The organism is Paenarthrobacter nitroguajacolicus (assembly GCF_029952445.1).
Classification (GTDB): Bacteria; Actinomycetota; Actinomycetes; order Actinomycetales; family Micrococcaceae; genus Arthrobacter; species Arthrobacter nitroguajacolicus_B.
On sequence record NZ_JAQPPK010000001.1, the window covers coordinates 215218 to 239319 of the forward strand.

At 62.8% G+C, this 24102-nt stretch carries 18 protein-coding genes and 2 tRNA genes; 5 read left to right on the top strand and 15 right to left on the bottom strand.

The features are described from left to right. Positions 1-9: 9 nt before the first annotated feature. Positions 10-3183: an Rne/Rng family ribonuclease gene (locus PJL15_RS01090; protein ID WP_281449365.1), complete on the bottom strand. Its 3174-nt coding sequence runs from the start codon at positions 3181-3183 to the stop codon at positions 10-12. Positions 3184-3653: 470 nt separating this feature from the next. Here PJL15_RS01090 and PJL15_RS01095 point away from each other — a divergent pair, with 470 nt between their 5' ends. Then, positions 3654-4322: a vitamin K epoxide reductase family protein gene (locus PJL15_RS01095; RefSeq protein ID WP_281449366.1), complete on the top strand. Its 669-nt coding sequence runs from the start codon at positions 3654-3656 to the stop codon at positions 4320-4322. Between the two features lie 69 nt (positions 4323-4391). On the opposite strand, the gene ndk is transcribed toward PJL15_RS01095, so the two are convergent. Genes ndk through ileS form a run of 4 tightly spaced genes read right to left on the bottom strand, consistent with a single transcriptional unit; the run spans position 4392 to position 9981 of the window. After that, positions 4392-4808: a nucleoside-diphosphate kinase gene (gene ndk / locus PJL15_RS01100; RefSeq protein WP_144659015.1), complete on the bottom strand. Its 417-nt coding sequence runs from the start codon at positions 4806-4808 to the stop codon at positions 4392-4394. A 42-nt stretch (positions 4809-4850) separates the two neighbouring features. Then, on the bottom strand, positions 4851-5303 hold the full coding sequence (locus tag PJL15_RS01105; RefSeq protein WP_281449367.1) for a DUF4233 domain-containing protein: 453 nt from the start codon (positions 5301-5303) through the stop codon (positions 4851-4853). Between the two features lies 1 nt (position 5304). Continuing rightward, on the bottom strand, positions 5305-6666 hold the full coding sequence (locus tag PJL15_RS01110) for a bifunctional folylpolyglutamate synthase/dihydrofolate synthase (RefSeq protein WP_281449368.1): 1362 nt from the start codon (positions 6664-6666) through the stop codon (positions 5305-5307). 3 nt (positions 6667-6669) lie between these two features. Continuing rightward, positions 6670-9981 (bottom strand): isoleucine--tRNA ligase, encoded by a 3312-nt coding sequence (ileS, locus tag PJL15_RS01115; protein WP_281449369.1) that lies wholly within the window; start codon positions 9979-9981, stop codon positions 6670-6672. A 329-nt stretch (positions 9982-10310) separates the two neighbouring features. Between ileS and PJL15_RS01120 the strand changes: the two genes are divergently transcribed. Next, positions 10311-11354, top strand: coding sequence for an endonuclease/exonuclease/phosphatase family protein (locus tag PJL15_RS01120; protein WP_281449370.1), 1044 nt, complete (start codon positions 10311-10313; stop codon positions 11352-11354). On the opposite strand, the gene PJL15_RS01125 is transcribed toward PJL15_RS01120, so the two are convergent. Then, positions 11351-12130 (bottom strand): SDR family oxidoreductase, encoded by a 780-nt coding sequence (locus tag PJL15_RS01125; RefSeq protein ID WP_281449371.1) that lies wholly within the window; start codon positions 12128-12130, stop codon positions 11351-11353. The two genes, PJL15_RS01120 and PJL15_RS01125, sit on opposite strands and share 4 nt — an antisense overlap. A 72-nt stretch (positions 12131-12202) precedes the next feature. Here PJL15_RS01125 and valS point away from each other — a divergent pair, with 72 nt between their 5' ends. Both valS and PJL15_RS01135 read left to right on the top strand, forming a co-directional pair. Next, entirely contained in the window at positions 12203-14824 is a 2622-nt protein-coding gene (gene valS, locus PJL15_RS01130; RefSeq protein WP_281449372.1) for a valine--tRNA ligase, read from the top strand. A gap of 342 nt (positions 14825-15166) precedes the next feature. After that, a complete protein-coding gene (locus PJL15_RS01135; protein WP_281449373.1) occupies positions 15167-16042 on the top strand; it encodes an Fpg/Nei family DNA glycosylase in 876 nt (291 codons plus the stop codon). A 9-nt stretch (positions 16043-16051) separates the two neighbouring features. Here PJL15_RS01135 and PJL15_RS01140 read toward each other — a convergent pair whose 3' ends face one another. From PJL15_RS01140 to PJL15_RS01165, 6 genes are all read right to left on the bottom strand, one after another. Continuing rightward, positions 16052-16696, bottom strand: a complete 645-nt coding sequence (locus PJL15_RS01140; RefSeq protein ID WP_281449374.1) for a DsbA family protein — start codon at positions 16694-16696, stop codon at positions 16052-16054. Positions 16697-16777: 81 nt separating this feature from the next. Continuing rightward, complete coding sequence (clpX, locus tag PJL15_RS01145; RefSeq protein ID WP_281449375.1) at positions 16778-18067, bottom strand: ATP-dependent Clp protease ATP-binding subunit ClpX; 1290 nt, start codon at positions 18065-18067, stop codon at positions 16778-16780. A 182-nt stretch (positions 18068-18249) separates the two neighbouring features. Then, the gene (locus tag PJL15_RS01150; protein ID WP_018777832.1) at positions 18250-18909 is read right to left on the bottom strand and encodes an ATP-dependent Clp protease proteolytic subunit; all 660 of its coding nucleotides are present in this window, start codon (positions 18907-18909) and stop codon (positions 18250-18252) included. Between the two features lie 40 nt (positions 18910-18949). Beyond that, entirely contained in the window at positions 18950-19561 is a 612-nt protein-coding gene (locus PJL15_RS01155; RefSeq protein WP_018777833.1) for an ATP-dependent Clp protease proteolytic subunit, read from the bottom strand. A 220-nt stretch (positions 19562-19781) separates the two neighbouring features. Continuing rightward, a complete protein-coding gene (gene tig / locus PJL15_RS01160; RefSeq protein WP_281449376.1) occupies positions 19782-21164 on the bottom strand; it encodes a trigger factor in 1383 nt (460 codons plus the stop codon). 70 nt (positions 21165-21234) lie between these two features. Continuing rightward, positions 21235-21309, bottom strand: a tRNA-Pro gene (locus PJL15_RS01165). A 128-nt stretch (positions 21310-21437) separates the two neighbouring features. Here PJL15_RS01165 and PJL15_RS01170 point away from each other — a divergent pair. After that, positions 21438-21511, top strand: a tRNA-Gly gene (locus PJL15_RS01170). Positions 21512-21589: 78 nt separating this feature from the next. On the opposite strand, the gene PJL15_RS01175 is transcribed toward PJL15_RS01170, so the two are convergent. The 3 genes from PJL15_RS01175 to PJL15_RS01185 all read right to left on the bottom strand — a co-directional run bounded on the left by PJL15_RS01175 (position 21590) and on the right by PJL15_RS01185 (position 24062). Then, complete coding sequence (locus PJL15_RS01175) at positions 21590-22477, bottom strand: Fpg/Nei family DNA glycosylase (protein ID WP_281449377.1); 888 nt, start codon at positions 22475-22477, stop codon at positions 21590-21592. After that, positions 22477-22959, bottom strand: coding sequence for a ribose-5-phosphate isomerase (locus tag PJL15_RS01180; protein ID WP_281449378.1), 483 nt, complete (start codon positions 22957-22959; stop codon positions 22477-22479). The genes PJL15_RS01175 and PJL15_RS01180 overlap by 1 nt, the downstream gene beginning before the upstream one ends. A gap of 98 nt (positions 22960-23057) precedes the next feature. Next, positions 23058-24062 carry a hypothetical protein gene (locus PJL15_RS01185; RefSeq protein WP_281449379.1) on the bottom strand — a complete coding sequence of 335 codons (1005 nt, stop codon included), beginning with the start codon at positions 24060-24062 and terminating at the stop codon, positions 23058-23060. Positions 24063-24102: the final 40 nt, after the last annotated feature.

The following is a 24102-nucleotide window of genomic DNA, read 5'->3' on the forward strand; positions in this document are numbered from 1 at the left end:
TATGGACGGTTAGAGCTCGGAAGCCGGCACTCCGACGCCCAGGATGATGGGTTCATCCGCGGCCGGTTTCTTTGCCGGTTCCGCAGGCGCCTTGGACTCGTGCGCCGATCCCCGTGGGGTGGCGGCCTCTTCATGATGCTCAACGCTGGTCTCGTTGGCCGCGCCCTGGGCCCTGCTGGCACTGCGGTTCCGGCGCCCACGGCGACTCCGCGAAGCCGACGGGGCTTCCCCTGCAGCCGACGCCTGGGCTGCCTTCGGTGCCTCAACAGCTTCCTCCTCCACAGGGGCCGGAGCGGCGCCAAGGTGGGAGAAAGCTTCGGCCAAACGATCCAGGCTCATGGCCGGCTCCGCTGCCTGTGGTTCATCGTGGTGTTCAACGAACGGCAAGGCAACCTCTTCGCCGCCAAAGCGCAGCACCGGGGTGGAACGTGCTTCACGCACTGCGGCGTCATGGGCAGTTTCCTGTTCCACAGGGGCATTCGTTGCTGCAGCGGGAACTGCTCCGGCCGCGTGCTGTCCGGCTGCCCGGGCTTGCTCTTCGGCCTTGTGGATCTCGTCGTCGTGCAGGTGGGCAGCATGTGCCGCGGCGGCAATCGTTGCCAGGGCCGCCCTTGTTGCTTCAGCTTTAGCCTGGCGTGCGGGATCCTGGGTTTCCGGGTGCGAGGCCGGGGCCGCCGGAGCGGACGGGGCCGAATGGACCTGGGCGGGTGCTTCCACCGCTCCCTGGGTTCCGCCCTTGCCGCGGCGCCGCTTGCGCTCCGTGCGGGCTGTGGGTTGCTGTGCCTCGGTGTGCGGGCGGTGCTGCTCTGCTGCCACGACGTTGGCACGGCGGTGCTCAACGGGCTCGTCATGGGTCACGACGCCGCGGCCCGCACAGTGCTCGCACTGCTCGCCGAAGACCTCGAGGAGGCCGGTGCCCATGCGCTTGCGGGTCATCTGGACAAGGCCCAGCGACGTCACTTCAGCTACCTGGTGCTTGGTCCGGTCGCGGCCCAAGCACTCCACCATGCGGCGGAGAACGAGGTCGCGGTTGGATTCCAGGACCATGTCGATGAAGTCGATGACGATGATGCCGCCGATGTCACGCAGGCGCAGTTGCCGGACTACTTCCTCGGCAGCTTCAAGGTTGTTCTTGGTGACGGTCTCTTCCAGGTTTCCACCGCTGCCGGTGAACTTCCCGGTGTTGACGTCCACCACGGTCATGGCTTCGGTGCGGTCGATGACCAGCGAACCACCGGACGGCAGGAAGACCTTGCGCTCCAAGGCCTTGTGGATCTGCTCATCGATGCGCCAGGCGGCGAAGATGTCCTGGTCCTTGGTCCACTTCTCAAGGCGGCCCACCAGGTCCGGGGCAACATAGGTTACGTAGGCCTCGATGGTGTCCCAGGCGTCGTCACCGGAGACAATCAGCTTGGAGAAGTCCTCGTTGAAGACGTCGCGGACCACCTTGATGGTGAGGTCCGGTTCGCCGTAGAGCAGCTCAGGTGCCAGCACCTTGGTGGAGGAAGCCTGACCTTCGATGCCCTCCCACTGCGCGCGAAGACGGTTGATGTCGTGGGTCAGCTCTTCTTCCGAAGCACCTTCGGCGGCGGTGCGGACAATGACCCCGGCGTTTTCCGGCAGGCGGTCCTTCAGGATCCGCTTGAGGCGGTTGCGTTCCACATCGGGCAGCTTGCGTGAGATGCCGGTCATGGACCCGCCCGGCACGTACACAAGGTAGCGGCCCGGAAGGGAAATCTGGCTTGTGAGGCGGGCACCCTTGTGGCCCACGGGGTCCTTGGTGACCTGGACCAGGACGGAATCGCCTGACTTCAGTGCGTTCTCGATCCGGCGCGGCTGGCCTTCAAGGTTGACCGCGTCCCAGTTCACTTCACCGGCGTAGAGCACAGCGTTACGGCCGCGTCCGATATCGACGAAGGCAGCTTCCATGGACGGCAGGACGTTCTGGACCTTGCCCAGGTAAACGTTGCCGATCAGGGAGTCCTGCTGGGTCTTGGACACAAAGTGCTCGGCCAGCACGCCGTCCTCAAGGACACCGATCTGGATTCTGTCGTCGCGCTGGCGGACGATCATTTGCCGGTCCACTGACTCGCGGCGCGCCAGGAACTCAGCTTCCGTGATCACCTGGCGGCGACGACCGGTCTCGCGGGACTCGCGACGACGCTGCTTCTTGGCCTCGAGCCTGGTGGAACCCTTGACGCTGGCAACACGGTTGGAAGGCGCCGTTTCCGTGATGGGCCGGGGAGCCCGCACACGTGTCACCGTGTTGGGCGGGTCGTCGTCGGTGCCACCGGTCAGTTCAAGATCCTGGTCCCCACGGCGGCGGCGGCGACGACGACGCGAAGTAACGCCTTCGTCAAGCGTTTCAGCCGCGGGAGATTCTTCGTCTCCGGACTCGTTGCTGTCTTCGGTGTCGTTCTCGTCGCGCTCGGTTCCGCGGCGGCCGCGGCGTCCACGGCTCCGACGGCGGCGACGACTGCCGCCCTCGTCCAACTCGCCTTCGGCACCTGATTCGGCGTCTTCTTCGGGCTCGTCGTCCTTCTCTTCGACAGCCGCAACGCGCGGAACCGTGGTGAGGTCCGGAGCCTGGAAGATCATGGACGTGATGGAAACGGGTTCCATGAACAGCGACGTGGCGGCGGACGGAGCTTCCTCGGCGGGAACCTCTTCCTGAGGAGCAGCCTCTTCCGCGGGAACAGTCTCCTTCGCAGGAACAGTCTCTTCCGCGGGAACAGTCTCTTTCGCAGTAGCAGGTGCGTCGGGCTGGGAGCCGGCCTCCGGCGTCGTGGTTTCTGCCGCAGCTTCCGCAGCGACAGGCGCTTCTTCAGCCTCGACCTTGGGCTTGGCCGTACGACGACGGCGGACCGGCTTTTCGGGGGCCGCCTCGGCGATGGCGTCGGGCTGGGTTTCAGCAGCGGCTTCCGGGCTTACCGGGGTTTCCTCGCCAAGGCCGGGCAGGGGCTCGGCGGGTTCCACCTTCTTGCGGGCCCGGGTACGGCGTACCGGCTTCTCAGCGACTTCCGGAGTTTCTTCCACGGCGGGAGCTTCAGCGGCAGGCGTCTCTACGTCCGCAGCTGCCTTTGGCGCGGCCTTGCGCCGGGTCCGGGTGGTTTTCTTTGGCGCTTCCGCAGTTTCCGCGGGAGCTGCCTGATCATTAACGGCTACAACCTGGTCATTATCCATATATGGCAACACTCCTGCCCCAGCGACGCCGCCACATCCGGCGCCCAGTGGGGCAAATATTGTCAAAACCCGCAGGCGTTGACAGAAGTCGGTAGTATGCCTTCCGGTTCGCACCATCATTGGGGTGCGGCAGCCCTGGAAGGCCGGCGGCTTGGTTCTGAAACCCGTTGTTCTGCTGCCACAACCAGGTGCCGTCCATTGTTATGGCGGGCCTACCGAGGATCGACGTGATCCGGGCATGCCCAGCTCATACTGGCGGTCTTGGGAACAAGTCACCGGACCGGAATCCGAATGTGGGTCGGCTTCCAGCCATGTTCATTCTCTCACACCTGCACGACTTCGCCTGTTAGGACGCTGTGTCGTCCGGTTCAGGGTCAAGCTGGGGGCAGCGCCCAGCCTCCGGCGTTAGAATCCTCCCAAGAGCCCCTCCCGGCCCGCCGGGCACAATGTCGAAAAGGATCAGATCCGCGATGCCGAGCACCGCCAGGGAAAACCTGGCCAACAAATCCTCCACAGCGGAGGAATCGACCACGCACCAGGAAACGTTGCCGAGGACTGTCCGCGACAAGCCGTTCGCCTGGCTGCTGCTGATTACCGGGGTCATCGGCTGGCTGGCCTCCGGAGCCCTGGTCCTGGAGAAGCTCCAGGTACTCCAGGACCCCAACCACGTCACTGCCTGCGACGTGAACCCTTGGGTTTCCTGCGGAACCGTGATGAAGACATGGCAAAGCTCCCTTTTCGGGTTCCCCAACATGTTCATCGGCATTGTCGCCTTCGCCATCATCATCACCACTGCGATGGGATTACTCTCCGGGGCGAAGTTCTCGCGTGGCTATTGGCTGGGCCTGCAGGCCGGCGTGACCCTGGGCTTCGCGTTCGTTGTCTGGCTATGGTCGCAAGCCCTCTACGTCATCAACGTGCTGTGCCCGTTCTGCATGGTGGTGTGGGCGGTCATGATCCCCCTCTTTGTGTGGGTGACCATCCGGAACATCTCCACCGGGGTCATCAAGGCGCCACCTGGATTGACCAAGCTCCTGGGTGAATCCGGCTGGATCATCGTGGCGCTGCTCTATGTCGCGGTGATCGCAACCATCTTCTTCGCCTTCCTCCACGTCTTCGCAGGCACTTCGGGCTACTAAAGCCACGCCGCCAAAGGAAAGGTCCCGTGTTCAAACGAACACGGGACCTTTCGGCTGTCTATGCCTGGATCAGTTAAACCAGATCTTGATCTCGCGCTCGGCCGAATCAACGGAGTCTGAGCCGTGGACCAGGTTCTGCTGGACTGCCAGGCCCCAGTCGCGGCCGAAGTCACCGCGGATGGTACCCGGGGCGGCCGTCGTCGGATCGGTGGTCCCGGCCAGGGAACGGAAGCCCTCGATGACGCGGTGGCCCTCAAAGACGGCAGCGATGACCGGACCGCTCAGCATGAACTCAACCAGCGGTTCGTAGAAAGGCTTGCCCACGTGTTCCTCGTAGTGCTGTTCCAGCAGCTCACGGGTGGCGTTGACCTTCTTCAGTTCAGCCAGGGTGTACCCCTTGGCTTCGATGCGGGCCAGGATGCTGCCGCCCAGGTTGCGGGCGACGCCGTCGGGCTTGACCAGGACGAGGGTCCGTTCAATGCTCACAGTTGCTCCAATGTGATGTGTTCGGTGGTTTTCCCAGCCAGTTTACGGGGTTTGCGGGCCGGCTTCGTCACTGTGGGCTGCGTCCCATTCCGCCTGCTCGCGGTCGCGTTGGGCCACTTCCCGGTCAATCCTCATGCCGGCCCGGAGACCGTACCACCAGCAGATGGCAAACAGGATGCCGACGATGAACATCATGGGCTCGGCCAAGCCAGTCAGAATAAGCACCAGTTGCAGCCCCCACCCCAAGGCGATGCCCCAAGGTTTGGACAACACTGCACATGCCAGGACCAGCACCACGCTCAAGGCAATACCGACGCCAAGGATGATCCCGGGGTCCACCTCACCGCGCTTCAAGCCAAATACTGCAAGCGTGCCGAAGAACGCCACAAAGGCTTCGAGCAGCAGCACCGTGGAAGCGAACATCACTTTGGTGGACCGGCGCTTCTTGGGCATACCGGGGCGCCATTCGCGCTGCGCTTTGGTCATTTTAGCCATGCTAGGCACTCGCCTTTCCCAGCAGGATGCGGGCCTCGGCCACCACTGTGATGGAACCAGTCACCAACACCCCGCCGGCGAGGTCGTCGTTTGATTCGGCACGCTCAACGGCCCACTCAATGGCGTCATCGAGCTTCTCGGCGATGTGGACGTTCTCCTCGCCGAAACCGAGGTCGACGGCGAGTTCAGCCAGATCCGCTGCCGGAACGGCGCGGGCAGAGTTTGACTGCGTGAAGCAGAATTCCTCGGCGAGTCCTCCGAGGGATTCCTTGAGGGTCTTCAGTATTTCCTCGGCGTCTTTCTCCCGCAGGACTCCCACCACAACCACCAGCTTGCTGAACGTGAATGCTTCCTGGATCGCTTCGGCGGTAACCCGGATCCCGTCGGGGTTGTGGGCAGCATCCACCACCACGGTCGGCGCCGTCCGCACTACTTCCAACCTGCCCGGTGATGTCACCGTGCCGAATGCTTCCTTGAGCACTTCGGCGTCGAGTTCCTTCTCTCCCCCACCGAAGAAGGCCTCCAGGGCGGCGACCGCTACGGCCGCGTTTTCCGCCTGGTGGGCGCCGTGCAACGGAAGCAGCAGGTCTTCGTAGCGTCCGGCGAGTCCCTGGATGGTCACTACCTGGCCACCTACGGCCACGCTGCGGGACTCCACGCCGAATTCGACGCCCTCAAAGCGGAACGGCACATCGACTTCCCGGGCTTTCTCCAACAGCACCTGCGCCGCATCCACGGGCTGGGCGGCACTGACCAGGAAGCCCCCGGGCTTGATGATGCCGGCTTTTTCGTAGGCAATGTCCTCGGTGGTGTCGCCCAGGAGGTCAGTGTGGTCCAGCGAGATCGGAGTAATGACCGAAACCTGGCCGTCGCCCACGTTGGTGGCATCCGTGATGCCTCCCAATCCAACTTCAATCACTGCGACGTCCACCGGCTGGTCCGCGAAGACCGCGAAGCCAAGGATGGTCAAGCACTCGAAGTACGTCAGCTTCGGCTGGTTGTCGGCAACGAGCTCGGTATCGACGATTTCCAGGTACGGGCGGATTTCGTCCCAGATGCGCACGAACGTTGCGTCCGGCACGGGCTCGCCGTCAATGCTGACGCGCTCCGTGACCTTGGACAGGTGCGGACTGGTGTACCGGCCGGTGCTCAGTCCATGGGCGCGCAAACCGGCTTCGATCATGCGGGCCGTAGAGGTCTTGCCGTTGGTGCCGGTGATGTGGATGATCGGGAAGGCCTTGTTCGGCTCCCCCAGCACATCCATGGCACGGAACAGCGGAGCAAGGCGCGGCTCCATCTTGTTCTCGGGCGCACGGCCCAGGAGTTCGGCGTAGACGCTCTCAACCGAGAATTCGTCACTCATGGATCAGGCTCCTGTCTTCGCGACGGTGACCAGAGGTTCTTCGACATCTGCCAAAAGAACCTCCAGTTCCAGGGTGAGGGTTTCGGTCTTGACGAGGTCGGCGTTGGCCTGCAGGGCGTCGATGACGTCCTGCGCAGCCTCGACCGAAGTCCGGATGCGGTCGCTGACATTGAGTCCAGCGTCCTTGCGGGCCTGCTGGATAGCGCGGACCATGTCACGGGCCAAGCCCTCGGCAGCAAGTTCCGGCGTGACCTCTGTGTTCAGGACCACGAAGCCGCCGCCGGGCAGAACAGCAACAGCCGAGCTACCGCCGTCGGCAGATTCGGACACCACGGTTTCCAGCGTGTATTCCTGGGGTTCGAGCTCGAGGCCACCTGCTACCACCACGCCGGCCTCGTTCACGGACCAATCTCCCGACTTGGAGCCCTTGATGGCCTGCTGGACGTTCTTGCCCAGGCGCGGGCCAGCGGCCCGGGCGTTGACCACGAGTTTCTGCTCGATGCCGAACTCCTCGGGCGAGGCCGTGGCGGCGTCCAGCAGACGCACCGAACGCAGGTTCAGTTCATCGGCGACGACGGCGGCGAAACCTTCCAGCGTGTCTGCACCAGGTGCCACAACAGTCAGTTCCTGCAATGGCAGTCGGACACGCAGGTTCGCGGCCTTGCGGAGGCTGGAACCGGTGGAGCAGATCTGCTGCACGCGGTCCATGGCTTCGACGAGTTCCGAGTTCGACGGGAAGAGTGCAGCGTCCGGCCAGTCAGCCAGGTGGACAGAACGCCCTCCGGTCAAGCCGCGCCAGATCTCTTCGGTCACCAGCGGCAGCAACGATGCCGACACACGGCACACTGCCTCCAAGGCGGTGTACAAGGCATCAAAAGCGTCCACATTCTCGTCGAAGAAGCGCTGCCGGCTGCGACGGACGTACCAGTTGGTGAGCATGTCCAGGTAGCTGCGGAGTTCATCACAGGCGCCGGAGATGTCGTAGCTGTCCAGGTTCGCGGTGACCTTGCGGACCAGATCACCGGTGTTCGCCATCAGGTACTGGTCCAGGGTATCGGCGTAGCCGTCATAGCGCAGCCTGGCCTCGTACCCCTCCCCTGCGTTGGCCGCATTGGTGTACAGCGTGAAGAAGCTGTACACGTTCCACAGCGGCAGGATGACCTGGCGGACGCCGTCACGGATGCCCTGCTCGGTGACGATCAGGTTTCCGCCACGAAGGATCGGGCTGGACATGAGGAACCAGCGCATGGCGTCCGAGCCGTCGCGGTCCAGGACTTCGGAGACGTCCGGGTAGTTACGGAGGCTCTTGGACATCTTCTGGCCGTCTGAGCCCAACACGATGCCATGGCTGATGACGTTGCGGAACGCCGGGCGGTCAAACAACGCCGTTGACAGGATGTGGAGCATGTAGAACCAGCCACGCGTCTGGCCGATGTACTCCACGATGAAGTCGGCCGGGTTGTGGGTATTGAACCAATCCTCGTTCTGGAACGGGTAGTGCACCTGGCCATACGGCATGGAGCCGGAGTCGAACCAGACATCCAGGACATCCTCAACACGGCGCATGGTGGACTGGCCCTCTGCCGGAGAACGCGGGTCGTCCGGGTTGGGCCGCGTCAGCTCATCGATGAAAGGCCGGTGCAGGTCAACCTGTCCTTCGTTGTTCACCGGCAGGCGGCCGAAATCAGCTTCGAGGTCTGCGAGGGAACCGTAGACGTCCGTGCGGGGGTACTCGGGGTCGTCGGACTGCCACACCGGGATGGGCGAGCCCCAGTAACGGTTGCGGCTGATGGACCAGTCGCGGGCGTTCTCCAGCCACTTGCCGAACTGGCCGTCCTTGACGTTCCCCGGGATCCAGTTGATCTCCTGGTTCAGTTCGGACATGCGGTCCTTGAACTTGGTGACCTCTACGTACCAGGAGGAAACAGCGCGATAGATCAAGGGGTTGCGGCAGCGCCAGCAGTGCGGGTAGCTGTGCTCGTAGCTGGCTTGGCGGACCAGTCGGCCATCGGCGCGCAGGACCTGCGTGATGGGCTTGTTGGCTTCGAAGACCTGCAAGCCAACGATCGAGGCCAACTCACCGTGGGCGAACAGCGGCAGGAACTTCGCGCCTTCGTCCACGGACAGGACCACCGGGATCCCAGCCTCTTCGCAGACCTTTTGGTCATCTTCACCGTAGGCAGGAGCCTGGTGCACGATTCCCGTGCCGTCAGTGGTGGTGACGTACTCCGCTACGAGGACGCGCCAGGCGTTCTGCGTACCGTACTTCTCCGTGTCGGCGAAGTCGTTCCACAGCGGTTCGTATTCGAGGCCCTCCAACTGGGAGCCCGTGTAAGTGGCAGTGACCGCGGCGGTTGCGGCAGCGCCGTCGTCGTACCCCAGGTCCTTGGCGTAGGTCCCAATAAGGTCCGCTGCCAGCAGGAAGCTGCCAGTCACCGGCGCCTCTGCGGAAGCGGCCTTGACGCCGTTGGGTCCAGCGGGCAGGACGGCGTAACTGATGTCAGGCCCGACGGCGAGCGCAGCGTTGGTGGGCAGCGTCCAGGGCGTGGTGGTCCAGGCGAGCGCCTGGACGCCTTCGAGTTCCTTGGACAGTTCGGAATCCCCGGCTTTGATGGGGAAGGTTACCGTGACCGTCTGGTCCTGGCGGTTCTTGTAGACGTCGTCGTCCATCCGCAGTTCGTGGTTGGACAGAGGTGTCTCGTCCTTCCAGCAGTACGGCAGGACGCGGTAGCCGTTGTAGGTCAGGCCCTTCTCGTGCAACTGCTTGAAGGCCCAGAGGACGGACTCCATGTACTCGACGTTGAGGGTCTTGTAATCGTTCTCGAAGTCCACCCAGCGGGCCTGGCGGGTGACGTAGGCCTTCCACTCATTGGCGTACTTCATCACGGAGGCCCGGCAGGCGTCGTTGAACTTGTCGATGCCCATGGCTTCGATCTGGGTCTTGTCGGTCATGCCCAGTTGCTTCATGGCTTCAAGCTCTGCGGGGAGGCCGTGGGTGTCCCAACCAAAGCGGCGTTCCACACGCTTGCCGCGCTGGGTCTGGTAGCGGCCGACGAGGTCCTTGGCATAGCCGGTCAGCAGGTGGCCGTAGTGCGGCAGTCCGTTGGCGAAGGGAGGACCGTCGTAGAAGACGAACTCGTTGCTGCCGGCTGTCCCACCGGGAAGATCGCTGTCGCGTTGGTCGATGCTGGCCTGGAAGGTGCCGTCTTCATCCCAGTATTTGAGGATGCGCTCTTCGATTTCCGGGAACTTCACGGAGGCAGACACGCCGTGCGTGCCGGACGAAGACGCTGAGGCCTTGGGGTAGTGGGTCATCTCATATCCTGTGATAGCTGGTTGACTGTCAGGATGCGAGGACGGCGTCTGTGCTGCCTGTCGGCTGCGCAGGTACCGCGGTACCACCTCACTTACCGGAACGGACGTTCCGGCCTCTCATTACTGCTGTGACGGGCTTACCCGTCCGGTTCTACTGGGCACCTGTTGCCGTAGCGGGCATTCAATGCTGTTCTTCCGGAAGCTCACCGGTGATGGCCGGGTCAACGCTGGTCCCTTCAGTCTAGCGGCAGCCTTGGCCTTGGCTCTACTTCAGAGTTCATCCCTGAGGAGGACGGTCCGGAGCGGCGGGGCTGCATAGACTCGGGTCCATGTCCAACCCCGCTCCCACCCTGCAGGCCGACCGCCAGGCAAAACGCCGGCCTTCCCTTGCCTGGACAGTGTTCGCGCTGCTCTTTTTGGTGCCAACTGCGGGCATGTCGCTGTTCCGTGCGATTCCCGCGGTGTGGCCTTTGCCCGTGGTCCAGCTGCTCTCGTTCACTCCTTGGCTGGTCATCCCGGCCGCCATGGCACTGCTTCTCGCCCTGATCGGGCGCAGGCTGTGGGTCATCATCACGACGGCGGCCCTGCTCGCGGCCCAGCTGTTCTGGCTGTTTCCGTTGGACGCCGGCAAGCCGGAAGTGCTGCCTGCCGGGACGGCCACCGTTTCGTTGAAGGTGATGAGCCTGAACACGCAATTCGGCGAGGCCGATGCGGCGACCATCGTAAAGCTGGTCCGGGAGAACGGTGTCCAGCTCCTGGCGCTGCAGGAACACACCCAGGGGTTGGAGGACCGTCTCCGTGCGGAAGGCCTGGAGGATCTCCTTCCACATCGTCTCAGCGAGCCCCATGACGACGCATCCGGTGGTGCGGTCTACTCCGTCTTCCCACTTGAAGCCGATGGCCTTCTGCCGGATACTCCCTTCCGCATGGCGGTCACGAGGGTAGTGGTAGCGGATCCAAAGACTGGCGACAAATCGGCGCTGAACGTTACCAATGTCCACGCACTGCCTCCGATCGACGAGCGGATCGAACAGTGGCGAAGCGACCTCGTCAAGATCGGCCGGCAAGCCTCAAGCCCGGGCAACCAGCTGCTGATGGGTGACTTCAATTCTTCCTACGACCATTCGGAGTTCCGCGCGATGCTGGGCTCCGGACCCGACGACACCACGTTGGTCGACGTTGGAACGGCATCGGTGGGGCGCTTCTCCCCCACCTGGCCCATGGAAGGGCCGCCGCTTCCGGGAACCGTGTTGGACCATCTGGTCACTTCGCCTCGGGTAGGGTGCAGCGACTACCTGGTTCAGAAGGTTCCTGGCTCCGACCATGCAGCCGTGCTCGCCACGCTGGATATTCCGGCAGGCCAGTCCAGCTAGTCCTGTTTGCGGATCAGTTTGTGGTTGGCCGCCTGGGCTACGGGTCGCACCACGATTTGGTCCAGGTTGATGTGATGCGGCAGGGAAACAGCGTATTTGACGACGTCGGCAACGTCACCGGCCGTCAGGGGCTTCTCCACACCGGCGTAGACCTTGGCCGCAGCGTCTTTGTCGCCAAGCCTGTTGAGCGCGAATTCCTCCGTGTACACCAGGCCGGGTGCCACCTCGATGACCCGGACATTGTTGCCCACCTCTTCGAGCCGAAGCGCGTTGGTCATGGCGTGCTGGGCGAACTTTGCCGCGTTGTAGCCTCCGCCACCCTCATAGGCGGACAATCCGGCAGTGGAAGTGAGGTTGAGGACTGTACCTTCACCGTTGCTTCGCAGCATGGGCAAGAAGGCGCGGGTGATCTTCATGGTGCCCAGGACGTTCACTTGGTACATCCAGTCCCAGTCTTCGGTGTCGGCGTTCGCAATGGTGTCGGCACCCCTGGCACCGCCGGCGATGTTGATCAGGGTGTCAGCACCTCCCGCCTTGGTGACAGCCGCAAGCAGGGCCGCGACGTCGTCGTCGTTGGTGATATCTGCCGGGAACGGCACCGCGCCGGTTTCGGCACCGAGGGCACCGAGCCGCTCCGCGCGGCGGGCGACGGCAAAAACCTTCCATCCCTCGGATGCCAGGGCCTTTACGGTCGCCTCACCGATGCCGGTGCTGGCGCCCGTTACGACGGCCGTCTTGTTCTGGATTGCGGGGGTGTTGTGCTCTGCCAAAGTCATGGCACCAGCCTATCGGGAGTGCGGGAACAGCCGGCGGCGGGTTGTAACGCCAGGCCATGAAACAATTGGTCCATGGCTGAATCAACGCAGGGTACAGACACGCCCGCCACCGCCCCCATCAACGTCCCCGACAAGCCGGCCCTCGAGGGCCTTGAAGCTGCTTTGACGCAGCGCTGGCTTGAGGAGGGAACCTACAAGTTCAATCCTGACACCACCCGGGAGCAGGTCTACTCGATCGACACTCCCCCGCCCACGGCGTCGGGCTCGCTCCACGTGGGCCACATGTTCTCCTTCACCCAGACCGACGTCCAGGCGCGCTACATGCGCATGACGGGCAAGAACGTCTTCTACCCCATGGGTTGGGACGACAACGGCCTGCCCACCGAGCGCCGCGTCCAGAACTACTACGGTGTGCGCTGCGATCCCGCCATTCCTTATAAGGCTGATTACGCTCCCCCTGCCCAGCCGGCCAAGAACCAGCGCGATTTCGACGTCGTTTCGCGCCAGAACTTCATCGAGCTGTGCGAGGAACTCGCCGTTGAGGACGAGAAAGTCTTCGAAAACCTGTTCCAGACCCTTGGCCTCTCCGTGGACTGGGACCTGACCTACCGCACCATCGACGACACGTCCCGTGCGGTATCCCAGCGGGCCTTCCTGGCCAACCTGGCCGCGGGCGACGCCTACATGGCCGAGGCACCCACCCTCTGGGATGTCACGTTCCGCACCGCTGTTGCGCAGGCCGAGCTTGAGGACCGCGAAGTCGCCGGCGCCTACTACCGCTACCCGTTCTTCGCCGAAGACGGCACGAAGATCTACATCGAGACCACGCGCCCGGAGCTGCTTGCTGCCTGTGCCGCGCTGGTTGCGAACCCCGACGACGAGCGCTACCAGCCGCTGTTCGGCAAGACCGTGAAGTCCCCGCTGTTCGACGTCGAGCTTGAGGTCAAGGCCCACCCGCTCGCCAAGGCGGACAAGGGCTCCGGCATCGCCATGGTGTGTACGTTCGGTGACCTGACCGACGTCACTTGGTGGCGCGAACTGCAACTGCCCACGCGCGCCATCATGGGCCGCGACGGCCGTATCATCGCCGACACCCCGGACTGGATCACTACCGACGCCGGCAAGGAAGCCTACGCCGCGATCGCCGGCAAGACGGCCTTCTCCGCCAAGGAAGCCGTGGTCGAACTCCTCAAGGCCGCCGAGCTGCTTGATGGCGAACCCAAGAAGATCACCCACCCGGTGAACTTCTTCGAGAAGGGCGACAAACCCCTCGAAGTGGTCACCTCGCGTCAGTGGTACATCCGCAACGGTGGCCGCGACGAGGAACGCCGCCAGCGCCTGATCGCCCGTGGGCAGGAAATCAACTTCCACCCCTCGTTCATGCGCTCCCGGTATGAGAACTGGATCGCAGGCCTCAACGGTGACTGGCTCGTATCCCGCCAGCGCTTCTTCGGCGTGCCCATCCCGGTCTGGTACCCGCTGGACGCCCAGGGCAACCCGGATTACGACAACCCCATCCTGCCTTCGGACGAAATGCTGCCCGTTGACCCCGCCGCTGACGCTGCTCCCGGTTTCGAGGAGACCCAGCGTGACCAGGCCAACGGCTTCACCGGAGACGCGGACGTCCTGGACACCTGGGCAACGTCATCGCTGACCCCGCAGATCGTGGGCGGTTGGAGCCGGGACGAAGAACTGTTCTCCAAGGTCTACCCCTTCGACCTCCGCCCGCAGGGCCACGACATCATCCGCACGTGGTTGTTCTCCTCGGCGGTCCGCGCAGACGCACTGCAGGACAGCGCACCCTGGAAGCACGCAGCGATCTCCGGCTGGATCCTTGACCCGGACCGCAAGAAGATGTCCAAGTCCAAGGGCAACGTTGTTGTCCCCACGGACGTGCTGAACGAATTCGGTTCAGATGCCGTACGTTACTGGGCAGCATCGGCCAAGCTCGGTGCGGACACCGCGTACGAGATTGCGCAAATGAAGATCGGCCGGCGCCTGGCCATCAAGCTTCTGAACGCTTCGAAGTTCGTGCTGAACCTTGGCGCCACCGAGAACTCCGTGGTGACCACTGACCTCTCGGTGCTGACCAACCCGCTGGACCGTGCGCTGCTGGCGCAACTGTCCGACGTCGTTGCCCAGTCCACCAAGGCGTTCGAGAACTATGACTACGCCCGGGCGCTGCAGATCACGGAATCCTTCTTCTGGCAGTTCACCGACGACTACGTCGAACTCATCAAGGACCGTGCCTACGGGGCTGCCGGTGAGACCGAACAGGCTTCGGTGCTGGCCGCCCTGGCCACCACGCTTGATTCACTCCTGCGCCTGTTCGCGCCGTTCCTGCCCTTCGCCACCGAAGAGGTTTGGGGCTGGTGGCGTACAGGTTCGGTGCACCGCGCTGAATGGCCGGCGGCGCTGGAAATCACCGACGGCGACACCACCATGCTTGGTACGGTCGGGATCGCTTTGAGCGGCATCCGCAAGGCGAAATCCGAGGCCAAGGTCAAGCAGCGCACTGCGGTTCTCTCCGCATCAATCACGGCTTCGGAGGTACTGGTCTCGCAGCTGAAAGCCGGACTGGGTGACTTGAAGGCGGCAGCGAACGCGCAGGAAATCACGTTGCAGTCCGGCGAAGGTGAACTGACGGTCAGCGATGTAGTCCTGGCGCCTGCCGAAGAGACGCCCGCGTCTTAGGCACCAGGTGCGCCCAGCAGCTTTTGGGCAAAGGGGAAGCCCCATCAGCGTTTTGCCGTTGGTGGGGCTTCGACTTTTCGGCTGTCTGGTGACGACTTGACAGTCTGGCGGAATCCTTGGAATTTCAGGTCTTCCTACCTCGTCACTGGTAGCTTGCTTCCAACTGTGCCAAAGGCTGCGTTGGATGCATATCACTGAATCTTTGGTTTCCGTGTCCCTCTTCTTTCGAAGTGGGTAAGAACCATTGTTGTCCCGTAAAAAGCAATGCACAAGGCCTCCAGGATAACTACAAACCTGTAGTTATCCTGCCGATCCGGAACCACCTGTGGCAAAGTAATGTCCATGCCGGAACTGCCCGAAGTGCACGGCCTGTGCATGTACCTGGACACCCAACTCCATGGAGCCACGCTGACCGAGGTCCGCATCAACTCCTTCTCGGCACTCAAGACCGCCGACCCTCCCTACAGCGCCTTGGAGGGCAGGACAGTCCAAGGGGCGCGACGGATAGGAAAGTTCGTCTGCCTTGACCTGGATGGAATCTTCTTCGTCTTCCACTTGGCCAAGGCAGGCTGGGTCCGCTATACCGAGCACCCGTCCTCGGCTGGTTTGCGAATGGGGAAGAGCAATATCTCAGCGAGGCTGCTGTTCCACCGCCCCAGCGATGACGCCCACATCGGAGTCGACCTGACGGAGGCCGGAAAGAAGAAGAGCCTGGCCATCTATGTGGTCAGGGATCCACAGGACGTCCCCGGCATAGCTACGCTCGGCCCCGAGCCGCTGAGTCCGGACTTCGATGGGGCCGCGTTCGCGGCGATCCTGAAGTCCAGTCCGCAGCAGATCAAGGGGCTGTTGCGCAGTCAAAGCGTCATCGCCGGAATCGGCAACGCCTACAGTGACGAGATCCTGCACGCCGCCAAGATCTCCCCCTTTGCCATTGCGAAGTCGCTCGATCCGGAGACAGTCGCTCGCTTGTACGACTCACTGCAGGAAATACTGGTCGGCGCCGTCAACGCCGCCGCCGGGAAACCTTCCAGCGAACTCAAGGACACCAAACGCAGCAACTTCCGGGTTCATGCCAGGACAGGATTGCCCTGCCCAGCGTGTGGAGAAACAGTAAGGGAGGTGTCCTTCGCGGACACCTCCCTCCAATACTGCCCCCACTGCCAGACAAACGGTAAGATCCTGGCCGACCGCCGGACCTCACGCTTCCTGAAGTAGCGCTGCAGGCTAGTTGAATTCAGGGCTCTCGGTGCGGCTGCGCTTGAGTTCGAAGAAGTGCGGGTATCCGGCCAACGTAACGGTCGCATCCCAGATCTTCCCGGCTTCTTCGCCGCGCGGAATGCGGGTAAGTACCGGTCCGAAGAACGCGGTCCCATTGACGGCTACCACAGGGGTACCGACGTCTTGTCCCACCAACGAGATACCGGCCTCGTGGCTGGCGCGCAGCTGGGTGTCGTACTCCTCGGACTGCGCAAAACGTGCCAGGTCAGCCGGAAGTCCGGTCTCAGCCAGGGCTTTCTGGATGACGGACGCGCGGTCCTTGTTGCCCTCGTGGTGGATCTGCTCCCCCATGGCGTCATAAAGGGGCTTGACGTAGCTGCTGCCGTGAAGCTCCTGTGCTGCGATGATCACGCGGACTGGGCCCCAGCTGTCGTCCATCATTGCCCGGTAGTCGGCGGGCAAGTCGCGGCCTTCGTTCAGGACCGAAAGGCTCATCACGTGCCACTCGGTCTCAATACCGCGCACCTGCTCCACCTCACCGATCCAACGTGAGGTGATCCACGCGAACGGGCACACAGGGTCGAACCAGAAATCTGCTTTATTGACGGTGTTTTCGGGCGCAGTAATTTCAGAAACAAGCTGTTCGGACACAGGGAACTCCTCGACAAGAGTGGAAACGTGGCAGTTACGGCGGCTCGTGACAGAACCGCTCCTTCTTAGGCCAACGGCGCCTTAGGCGGACTTATTCCTGCGCTTGGCTACCACATCATGGGCAATCATGGTCGGTTGGGCTTTCTTTGCCACAGCATCGGCCGTGATGACAACCGTGGCAATATCGTCCCGGCTGGGGAGATCGAACATGACCGGCAAAAGCACTTCTTCCATGATGGCCCGCAGGCCACGGGCACCAGTGCCGCGTTCAAGGGCCTGGTCCGCAATGGCGTCCAGGGCGTCCTGGTCGAACTGCAACTCCACGCCGTCCAGTTGGAACATCTTCTGGTACTGCTTCACCAGCGCATTCTTGGGCGTGGAGAGGATCTGGATCAGCGCCGGACGGTCAAGGCTGGATACGGTAGTAATAACGGGCAACCGGCCAATGAATTCAGGAATGAGCCCGAACTTCAACAGGTCCTCGGGCATGACCTCGCCGTAGGCATCCACGGTATCCCGGGCCTCGTTCAGTGGTGCGCCGAAGCCGATCCCCTTCCGCCCGGACCGCGAACCAATGATGTCCTCGAGTCCCGCGAAGGCGCCCGCCACGATGAAGAGCACATTGGTGGTGTCGATCTGGATGAACTCCTGGTGCGGGTGCTTCCGTCCGCCCTGGGGCGGAACAGATGCCACAGTGCCCTCAAGGATCTTCAGGAGTGCCTGCTGGACCCCCTCACCGGAGACATCCCGGGTAATCGACGGGTTCTCGCTCTTGCGGGAGATTTTATCGATCTCATCGATGTAGATGATGCCTTGCTCGGCTTTTTTGACGTCATAGTCAGCAGCCTGGATGAGCTTAAGCAGGATGTTCTCAACGTCCTCGCCGACGTAGCCTGCTTCAGTCAATGCGGTCGCGTCGGCGACGGCGAAAGGTACGTTGAGGCGGCGGGCCAGGGTCTGGGCCAGATAGGTCTTACCGCAGCCTGTGGGGCCGATCAGCAGGATATTGGACTTGGCGATCTCCACATCCTCGTGATGGGGTCCCTCGCCCAAGCTGCCGGTCTTGGGTGCGTGTCCGGCCTGGATGCGCTTGTAGTGGTTGTAAACGGCAACCGCAAGGGACCGCTTCGCGGGTTCCTGGCCAATGACGTATTCCTGCAGGAAGTCGAAGATTTCCCGCGGCTTTGGCAACTCGAAGCTGCCGAGATCGGAAACTTCAGCAAGCTCCTCTTCGATGATCTCGTTGCACAACTCGATGCATTCGTCGCAGATGTACACACCGGGCCCGGCAATCAGCTTCCGCACCTGCTTCTGGCTCTTTCCGCAGAAAGAACACTTCAGCAGATCCGTGCTCTCACCAATCCGAGCCATGTGGGAATCCCTTCGTTGCATGCGGGTGATGCGGCTCCGCGCCGTACTCAAGTGTGCGGCCAAGCCGCGGTTGGCACCACCGTGACACCATCCACTCTAGGTCACAATGGGCTGCTTGCGTGGAAACAGAACGCCGGTGCGGTCCATATTTCGCGAACCGCACCGGCGTCGTATTCCGTGTGCTACCGGGCGATTGCCTGTGGCTTGATCTTCCGGGAGTCCAGAACCTGGTCAATGAGACCGTAATTCATGGCTTCGGCCGCAGTGAGGATCTTGTCACGCTCGATGTCGTTGTTGACCTGCTCGGACGTACGGCCTGAGTGATGGGCCAGCGTGTCCTCCAGCCAGGTCCGCATGCGCATGACCTCTGCCGCCTGGATCTCCAGGTCCGAGGCCTGCCCACCCTGGCCGCCTGAGAGGGCCGGCTGGTGGATCAGCACGCGGGCGTTCGGCAGGGCCAGTCGCTTACCGGGGGTACCGGCTGCGAGCAGGACCGCGGCTGCGCTGGCAGCCTGGCCCAGGCATACCGTCTGGATCTCCGGACGGATGTACTGCATGGTGTCGTAGATTGCCGTCATCGCGGTGAAGGAACCACCCGGCGAGTTGATGTACAAGGTGATGTCGCGGTCCGGATCCGTGGACTCAAGGACCAGCAGCTGGGCCATGATGTCGTCGGCCGAGGCGTCGTCCACCTGCACACCAAGGAAGATGATGCGGTCCTCGAAGAGCTTGGTGTACGGGTCCTGGCGCTTGAAGCCGTAGGGCGTACGCTCTTCGAACTGGGGCAGGACGTAGCGGCTGGACGGGAGGTTACCGGCAGACCATCCGAAGTTGTAGTTCATGTTCTTACTCCTGGGTTTTCAGTGGTTCTTTGGTGCCGGATTAGTTTTCGGAGTTCGACTGGTTGGCCGTACCGCCGCCGCCAGCCACAGAACCGGCGTGTGCCGAGATCTTGTCGAAGAAGCCGTACTCCAGGGCCTCAGCGGCAGTGAACCACTTGTCGCGGTCGTTGTCCTTGAGGATGGTTTCAACGGTCTGTCCGGTCTGTTCCGCAGTAAGCTCCGCCATGACCTTCTTCATGTGCAGGATCAGTTCCGCCTGGATCTTGATGTCCGAGGCCGTTCCGCCGATGCCGCCGGAAGGCTGGTGCATCAGGATACGGGCGTTCGGGGTGGCGTACCGCTTGCCCTTGGTCCCGGAGGAAAGCAGGAACTGGCCCATGGAAGCGGCAAGGCCCGTGGCGACGGTAACAACATCGTTCGGAATGAACTGCATGGTGTCGTAGATGGCCATGCCGGCCGTCACGGATCCACCCGGCGAGTTGATGTAAAGGTAGATGTCCTTTTCCGGATCTTCGGCCGAGAGAAGGAGGAGCTGGGAGCAAATGGCGTTGGCGTTCTCGTCACGAACTTCAGAGCCGAGCCAAATAATGCGCTCTTTCAGCAGGCGGTTGTAGATGTAGTTGTCCTGGGCCGCGGGATCGACAGTTGCCATCCGGGGAGCCTCTGATTGCTGTGACATAAGTACTTACCTCTCGCTGGTGCCAGTGACCTCACTGAACTTCACTACTTGGACACTAACCGTTTTCCGGGGCGATTTGTTCGCCGGAATCGCACTGTTCGCTGACGGCGCACGTATGGGTCCGGCACCCACGGACAGCCTTAAAGAAAACCGCCCCCGGATCAACTGATCCGGGGGCGGTCTGCGTCGTGAATTAGAACTTCACTGCTGCGGGGTCATCGTTTGCGACGGTATCGGCTTCTTCCGTCGCCTCGACTGCTGCGGCCTCTTCGGCTGCTGCTTCACCGGCAGGGCGGACGAAGTCCGTCAGGTCAACCTTGTTGCCCTCGGAGTCGACTACCTCGGCCTGGCCCAGCACAACGGCCAGGGCCTTGCGGCGGCGGACCTCGGAAACCATCATGGGAACCTGGCCGCTCTGATCGATGATCTGGGCGAACTGGTTGGGGTCCATGCCGTACTGGCTTGCGGTGGTGACGATGTAGTCGATCAGCTCGTTCTGGCTGACCTCTACTTCTTCCTTGTCTGCAATGGCGTCAAGGATGATTTCGTTCTGGAACGCACGCTCGGTGTTGGCCTTGACCTCGGCGCGGTGCTCTTCGGTGTCGTGGTCACCTTCGCCGTGGGCGTTCTCCGGGTTGAAGTGGGCCTCGATCTGCTCTTCGACCACGGAGTCCGGAACAGGAACCTCTACGAGCTCAACGAGCTTGTCCAGGACCTTGTCGCGGGCCTCGACACCCTGCTCAACAACCTTGGAGTCGGCAGCCTGCTTGGCGAGGTCCTCGCGGAGCTCGGCAAGGGTGTCGAATTCGGAAGCGAGCTGGGCAAAGTCGTCGTCTGCTTCGGGGAGCTCGCGCTCCTTGACGGCCTTGACTACAACCTTCACCTGGGCAGCTTCGCCGGCGTGGTCGCCACCAACCAGCGTGGTGTCGAAGATTGCTTCTTCATCGGCGGACAGGCCGGTGACGGCTTCGTCGAGGCCTTCGAGCATGGTGCCTGCGCCCACCTGGTAGGACAGGCCGGCGGCGGAGTCGATCTCTTCGCCGTCGATCGTGGCGGTGATATCGATGGTGAGGAAGTCATCGTTCTTGGCAGGACGCTCAACGGACTTCAGCGTGCCGAAACGGCCGCGCAGTTCGTCGAGGGACTTGTCGACGTCGGCCTCGGAAGACTCGGCGGCAGCGACCTCAACCTTGATGCCGGCGTAGTCCGGCAGCTCGATCTCGGGGCGGACGTCGATCTCGACCTGGAACTTCAGCTCGCCGTCGGTTGCGGAAGGATCCGGCACCTCGGTGATTTCAACCTCGGGACGGCTCAGGGGGCGAACGCCCGTTTCCTGAACTGCAGCCTGGTACCAGCCGTTGAGGCCATCGTTGATGGCCGTCTCCAGGACGTAGCCGCGGCCAACGCGCTGGTCGATGAGCTTGGAGGGAACCTTGCCCTTGCGGAATCCGGGAACCTGGATCTGCGAAGCAACGGTCTTGTACGCGGCATCGATGCTCGGCTTCAGTTCCTCAAAGGGAACCTCAACGTTGAGCTTGACCCGCGTTGCGGTGAGGTTCTCGACAGCGCTCTTCACAGTCTAAGTACTCCTGATTTTGTGGGTATGGGGTTCTGTCGTGTCCCGGAAACGGACACAAAACACAGAGTCGGGGTGACAGGATTTGAACCTGCGACTTCCTGCTCCCAAAGCAGGCGCTCTAGCCAAGCTGAGCTACACCCCGAATGCACAGGACAGTCTACGGGCAAGCGGGCCGGGAATGCACATTTGACACCGCCGCCGTAATTAGGTTTAGTTGTACCCGGCTTGAACAGCCACCGGGAAGTTGTCCTGAAACAGGATGTTCCTCCTGGGGACGTAGCTTAATGGTAAAGCCTCAGTCTTCCAAACTGATTACGCGGGTTCGATTCCCGTCGTCCCCTCCACGGAAGGGCCCCGATCCACGGATCGGGGCCCTTCGTTTTGCAGTCGCATCCGGCACCGCCACCGGGCACCAAGGTTTTCTACACCTGGCAGCCAGGACACCAATAGAGCTTGCGCGCTCCTATTTCGGTAACCCCCACCAGCGTCCCGCAGGCGCGGCAGGGCATTCCTTGGCGCTTGTAGACAAAGTGGGCATCGGCGTCGGGCGCCAAGGCCTTGCCGCCAGTCCATAGTGACGGAGGCGTCGTAACAATCCGGCCGTCGCGGACGCCGTCGGACATGGTCACCACGGTGTCGTCCCACAAACGGCCGGCGGTTTCGACGTCGATGCCGCTTCCGGGGGTCCACGGATCGACCGCCTGCCTGAACAGCACTTCCGCCCGGTAGATATTTCCCACGCCGGCCAGCACGGACTGGTCCATCATCAGCAGTGCGACGGCGGTCTTGCGCCTGCGCAGCCGCCTGATGAACTCATCGCGGTCACCTGGCCGGTTATGGAGCGGATCAGGCCCCAGTCGATCAAGCACGGCCTCTGCCTCGGCAGCGGTGATCGCCGCGCACGTCGTGGCACCACGAAGATCAGCCCAGCCGTGCTCCGAAACGAGCCGGACACGGACGGCACCCACAGGCGCAGGCGGACCCGCGTATTGGCCGTCGTCCAGTGCCGTGCCGCTCTCCCGTTCACCCATCCGCCGCGGGGCTCCAATACTGGAAGCACCCGTAAAAGTACTGTCACCGCCAAAGCTCCAGGCGCCGTACAGGCCCAGATGGACATGCAGGTACAGCCCGTGGTCGAACCTGAGGAAGAACTGCTTCCCGTGGGCCGCGGCCTCCACCATGGCGTGCCCCGTCAACAGCTTTGCTCCGGCAACGAAACGCCCCTGGGGACTGGAGACTTCCAGGTTTTGCCCGCCAAAAACATCCTGGAATTGGCGGGCCAGCCTGTGGACCGAATGTCCCTCCGGCACTACTGGACGATTTCGCCGGTGGTCTCGTACACAGCGATCTTGCCGATGCGGCGGACATGGCGTTCATCGTTGCTGAAGGGTTCCTGCAGGAAGGCTTCGATGAGTTCCGTGGCTTCTTCCACTGAGTGCTGGCGGCCACCGACGGCGACGACGTTGGCGTCGTTGTGCTCACGGGCCAGTTTTGCGGTGGAGAGGTTCCAGACGAGAGCGGCGCGGACACCCTTCACTTTGTTGGCGGCAATCTGCTCGCCGTTTCCGGAGCCACCCAGGACGATGCCAAGGGCATGGACGCCTGCCTGCTGGTCCGCGACAACGGCCACGGCGGCATTGATGCAGAACGACGGGTAGTCATCCAGTGCGTCGTATTCCTTGGGCCCATGGTCCACCACTTCGTAGCCCTTCGCGGTGAGGTGGTTGACCAAGTGGGCACTCAGTTCCATGCCAGCGTGGTCCGTAGCGATGTGGACGCGGGGTGTTGTCACGGGAAGTCCATTCTTTTTCTGGCGCGCCTGTGCGGCACTGGGCAGCGGCACAGCACTTGCCGGGCGCGGCGTTGAGGGATGCGCTACCAAGGTTACCGCTACCGGGGTTGTTGGGCCTGCCCGTCGTCCTGCGCCCTGTGCGCGGCCCTGTTGAGGATGCCGGCAAGTTTGTCCGCCGAAGCACGGGTCCCGGCACTCAACGCGACCCGGCCACCATTAAGTTTCTTTACCACTACGGCAGGACCACTGCCCACCAGCATGGCAGTGGCGTCGTCGTGGTGCCGCCAACCCCAGCCGCCGTAGTCGGCTGCCTTGACCTCGGCCGCATCAGCGGCAGCGATCTCGACGGCGGGAACGGCCAGGACCCGCACGATGCCGCCGGCGAAGACCTGCAGGCCTCCCCTGTCAGCCCGAACCCTGGCAAACAGGAACCCTGCACCCACCAAGGCTGCCGCGGCTACCAGAGCCCCCAACCACGGGACAGCGACCGCGATCAGGGCAGCCGGAAAGAGTGCCGAGACGATGATCATGACGAACACCGAGCTGCGGGCGTGGACCCACATCCTGAGGCTGTCGCGGGCGAGGTCCGGATCCTCAAGGAGACGCAGTTCCTGCTGGAGTGCGACGTCGTCTTCGCGTGTCCACCGGGGGTCCGGTTTGAAGGCGAACATCATCACCACACCAAGCGCCAGGGCGGCTCCGCTGCCCATGGCGAGCACGATCGGGTCCACATGGGACTGCCGGGCATCTTCCACCCCGGTTTGGCCCACCAATCCAGCAGCCAGAACGGTGGTGACGAACAAGCTGACCATCAGGCCCACGCCCATCATGACCCGACGCATGACCACCGGCCGGGACAGTGGGACAGCCTGGAGGAACACCGCCCAGCCGCAGAAGGTGATGAGTGCTGCGCCGCCTGCCACATAGGCGCCGAAAGGCGCGAAGGACGTACCGCCGTCGGCACTCCACATCACGGCTACCGGGTTCGGAAGATCATTGCGCAGCATCTGGGCGCACACCACAAAGCCGAGCGCGAGCAGCAAGGGGAAGGCCACCGCGAACCTTAGGGCGCGGAAGTCGACGTTTTCCCGGATCTTTCCCATGCTCCAACGCTACTCCGTGGGAGCGACACTGTGGTGCGCG

Coding starts and splice junctions, on each gene's coding strand:
- PJL15_RS01090 (WP_281449365.1), bottom strand. CDS start 3,183: ATGGATAATGACCAGGTTGTAGCCGTTAATGATCAGGCAGCTCCCGCG.
- PJL15_RS01095 (WP_281449366.1), top strand. CDS start 3,654: ATGCCGAGCACCGCCAGGGAAAACCTGGCCAACAAATCCTCCACAGCG.
- PJL15_RS01105 (WP_281449367.1), bottom strand. CDS start 5,303: ATGGCTAAAATGACCAAAGCGCAGCGCGAATGGCGCCCCGGTATGCCC.
- PJL15_RS01110 (WP_281449368.1), bottom strand. CDS start 6,666: ATGAGTGACGAATTCTCGGTTGAGAGCGTCTACGCCGAACTCCTGGGC.
- ileS (WP_281449369.1), bottom strand. CDS start 9,981: ATGACCCACTACCCCAAGGCCTCAGCGTCTTCGTCCGGCACGCACGGC.
- PJL15_RS01120 (WP_281449370.1), top strand. CDS start 10,311: ATGTCCAACCCCGCTCCCACCCTGCAGGCCGACCGCCAGGCAAAACGC.
- PJL15_RS01125 (WP_281449371.1), bottom strand. CDS start 12,130: ATGACTTTGGCAGAGCACAACACCCCCGCAATCCAGAACAAGACGGCC.
- valS (WP_281449372.1), top strand. CDS start 12,203: ATGGCTGAATCAACGCAGGGTACAGACACGCCCGCCACCGCCCCCATC.
- PJL15_RS01135 (WP_281449373.1), top strand. CDS start 15,167: ATGCCGGAACTGCCCGAAGTGCACGGCCTGTGCATGTACCTGGACACC.
- clpX (WP_281449375.1), bottom strand. CDS start 18,067: ATGGCTCGGATTGGTGAGAGCACGGATCTGCTGAAGTGTTCTTTCTGC.
- PJL15_RS01150 (WP_018777832.1), bottom strand. CDS start 18,909: ATGAACTACAACTTCGGATGGTCTGCCGGTAACCTCCCGTCCAGCCGC.
- PJL15_RS01155 (WP_018777833.1), bottom strand. CDS start 19,561: ATGGCAACTGTCGATCCCGCGGCCCAGGACAACTACATCTACAACCGC.
- PJL15_RS01185 (WP_281449379.1), bottom strand. CDS start 24,062: ATGGGAAAGATCCGGGAAAACGTCGACTTCCGCGCCCTAAGGTTCGCG.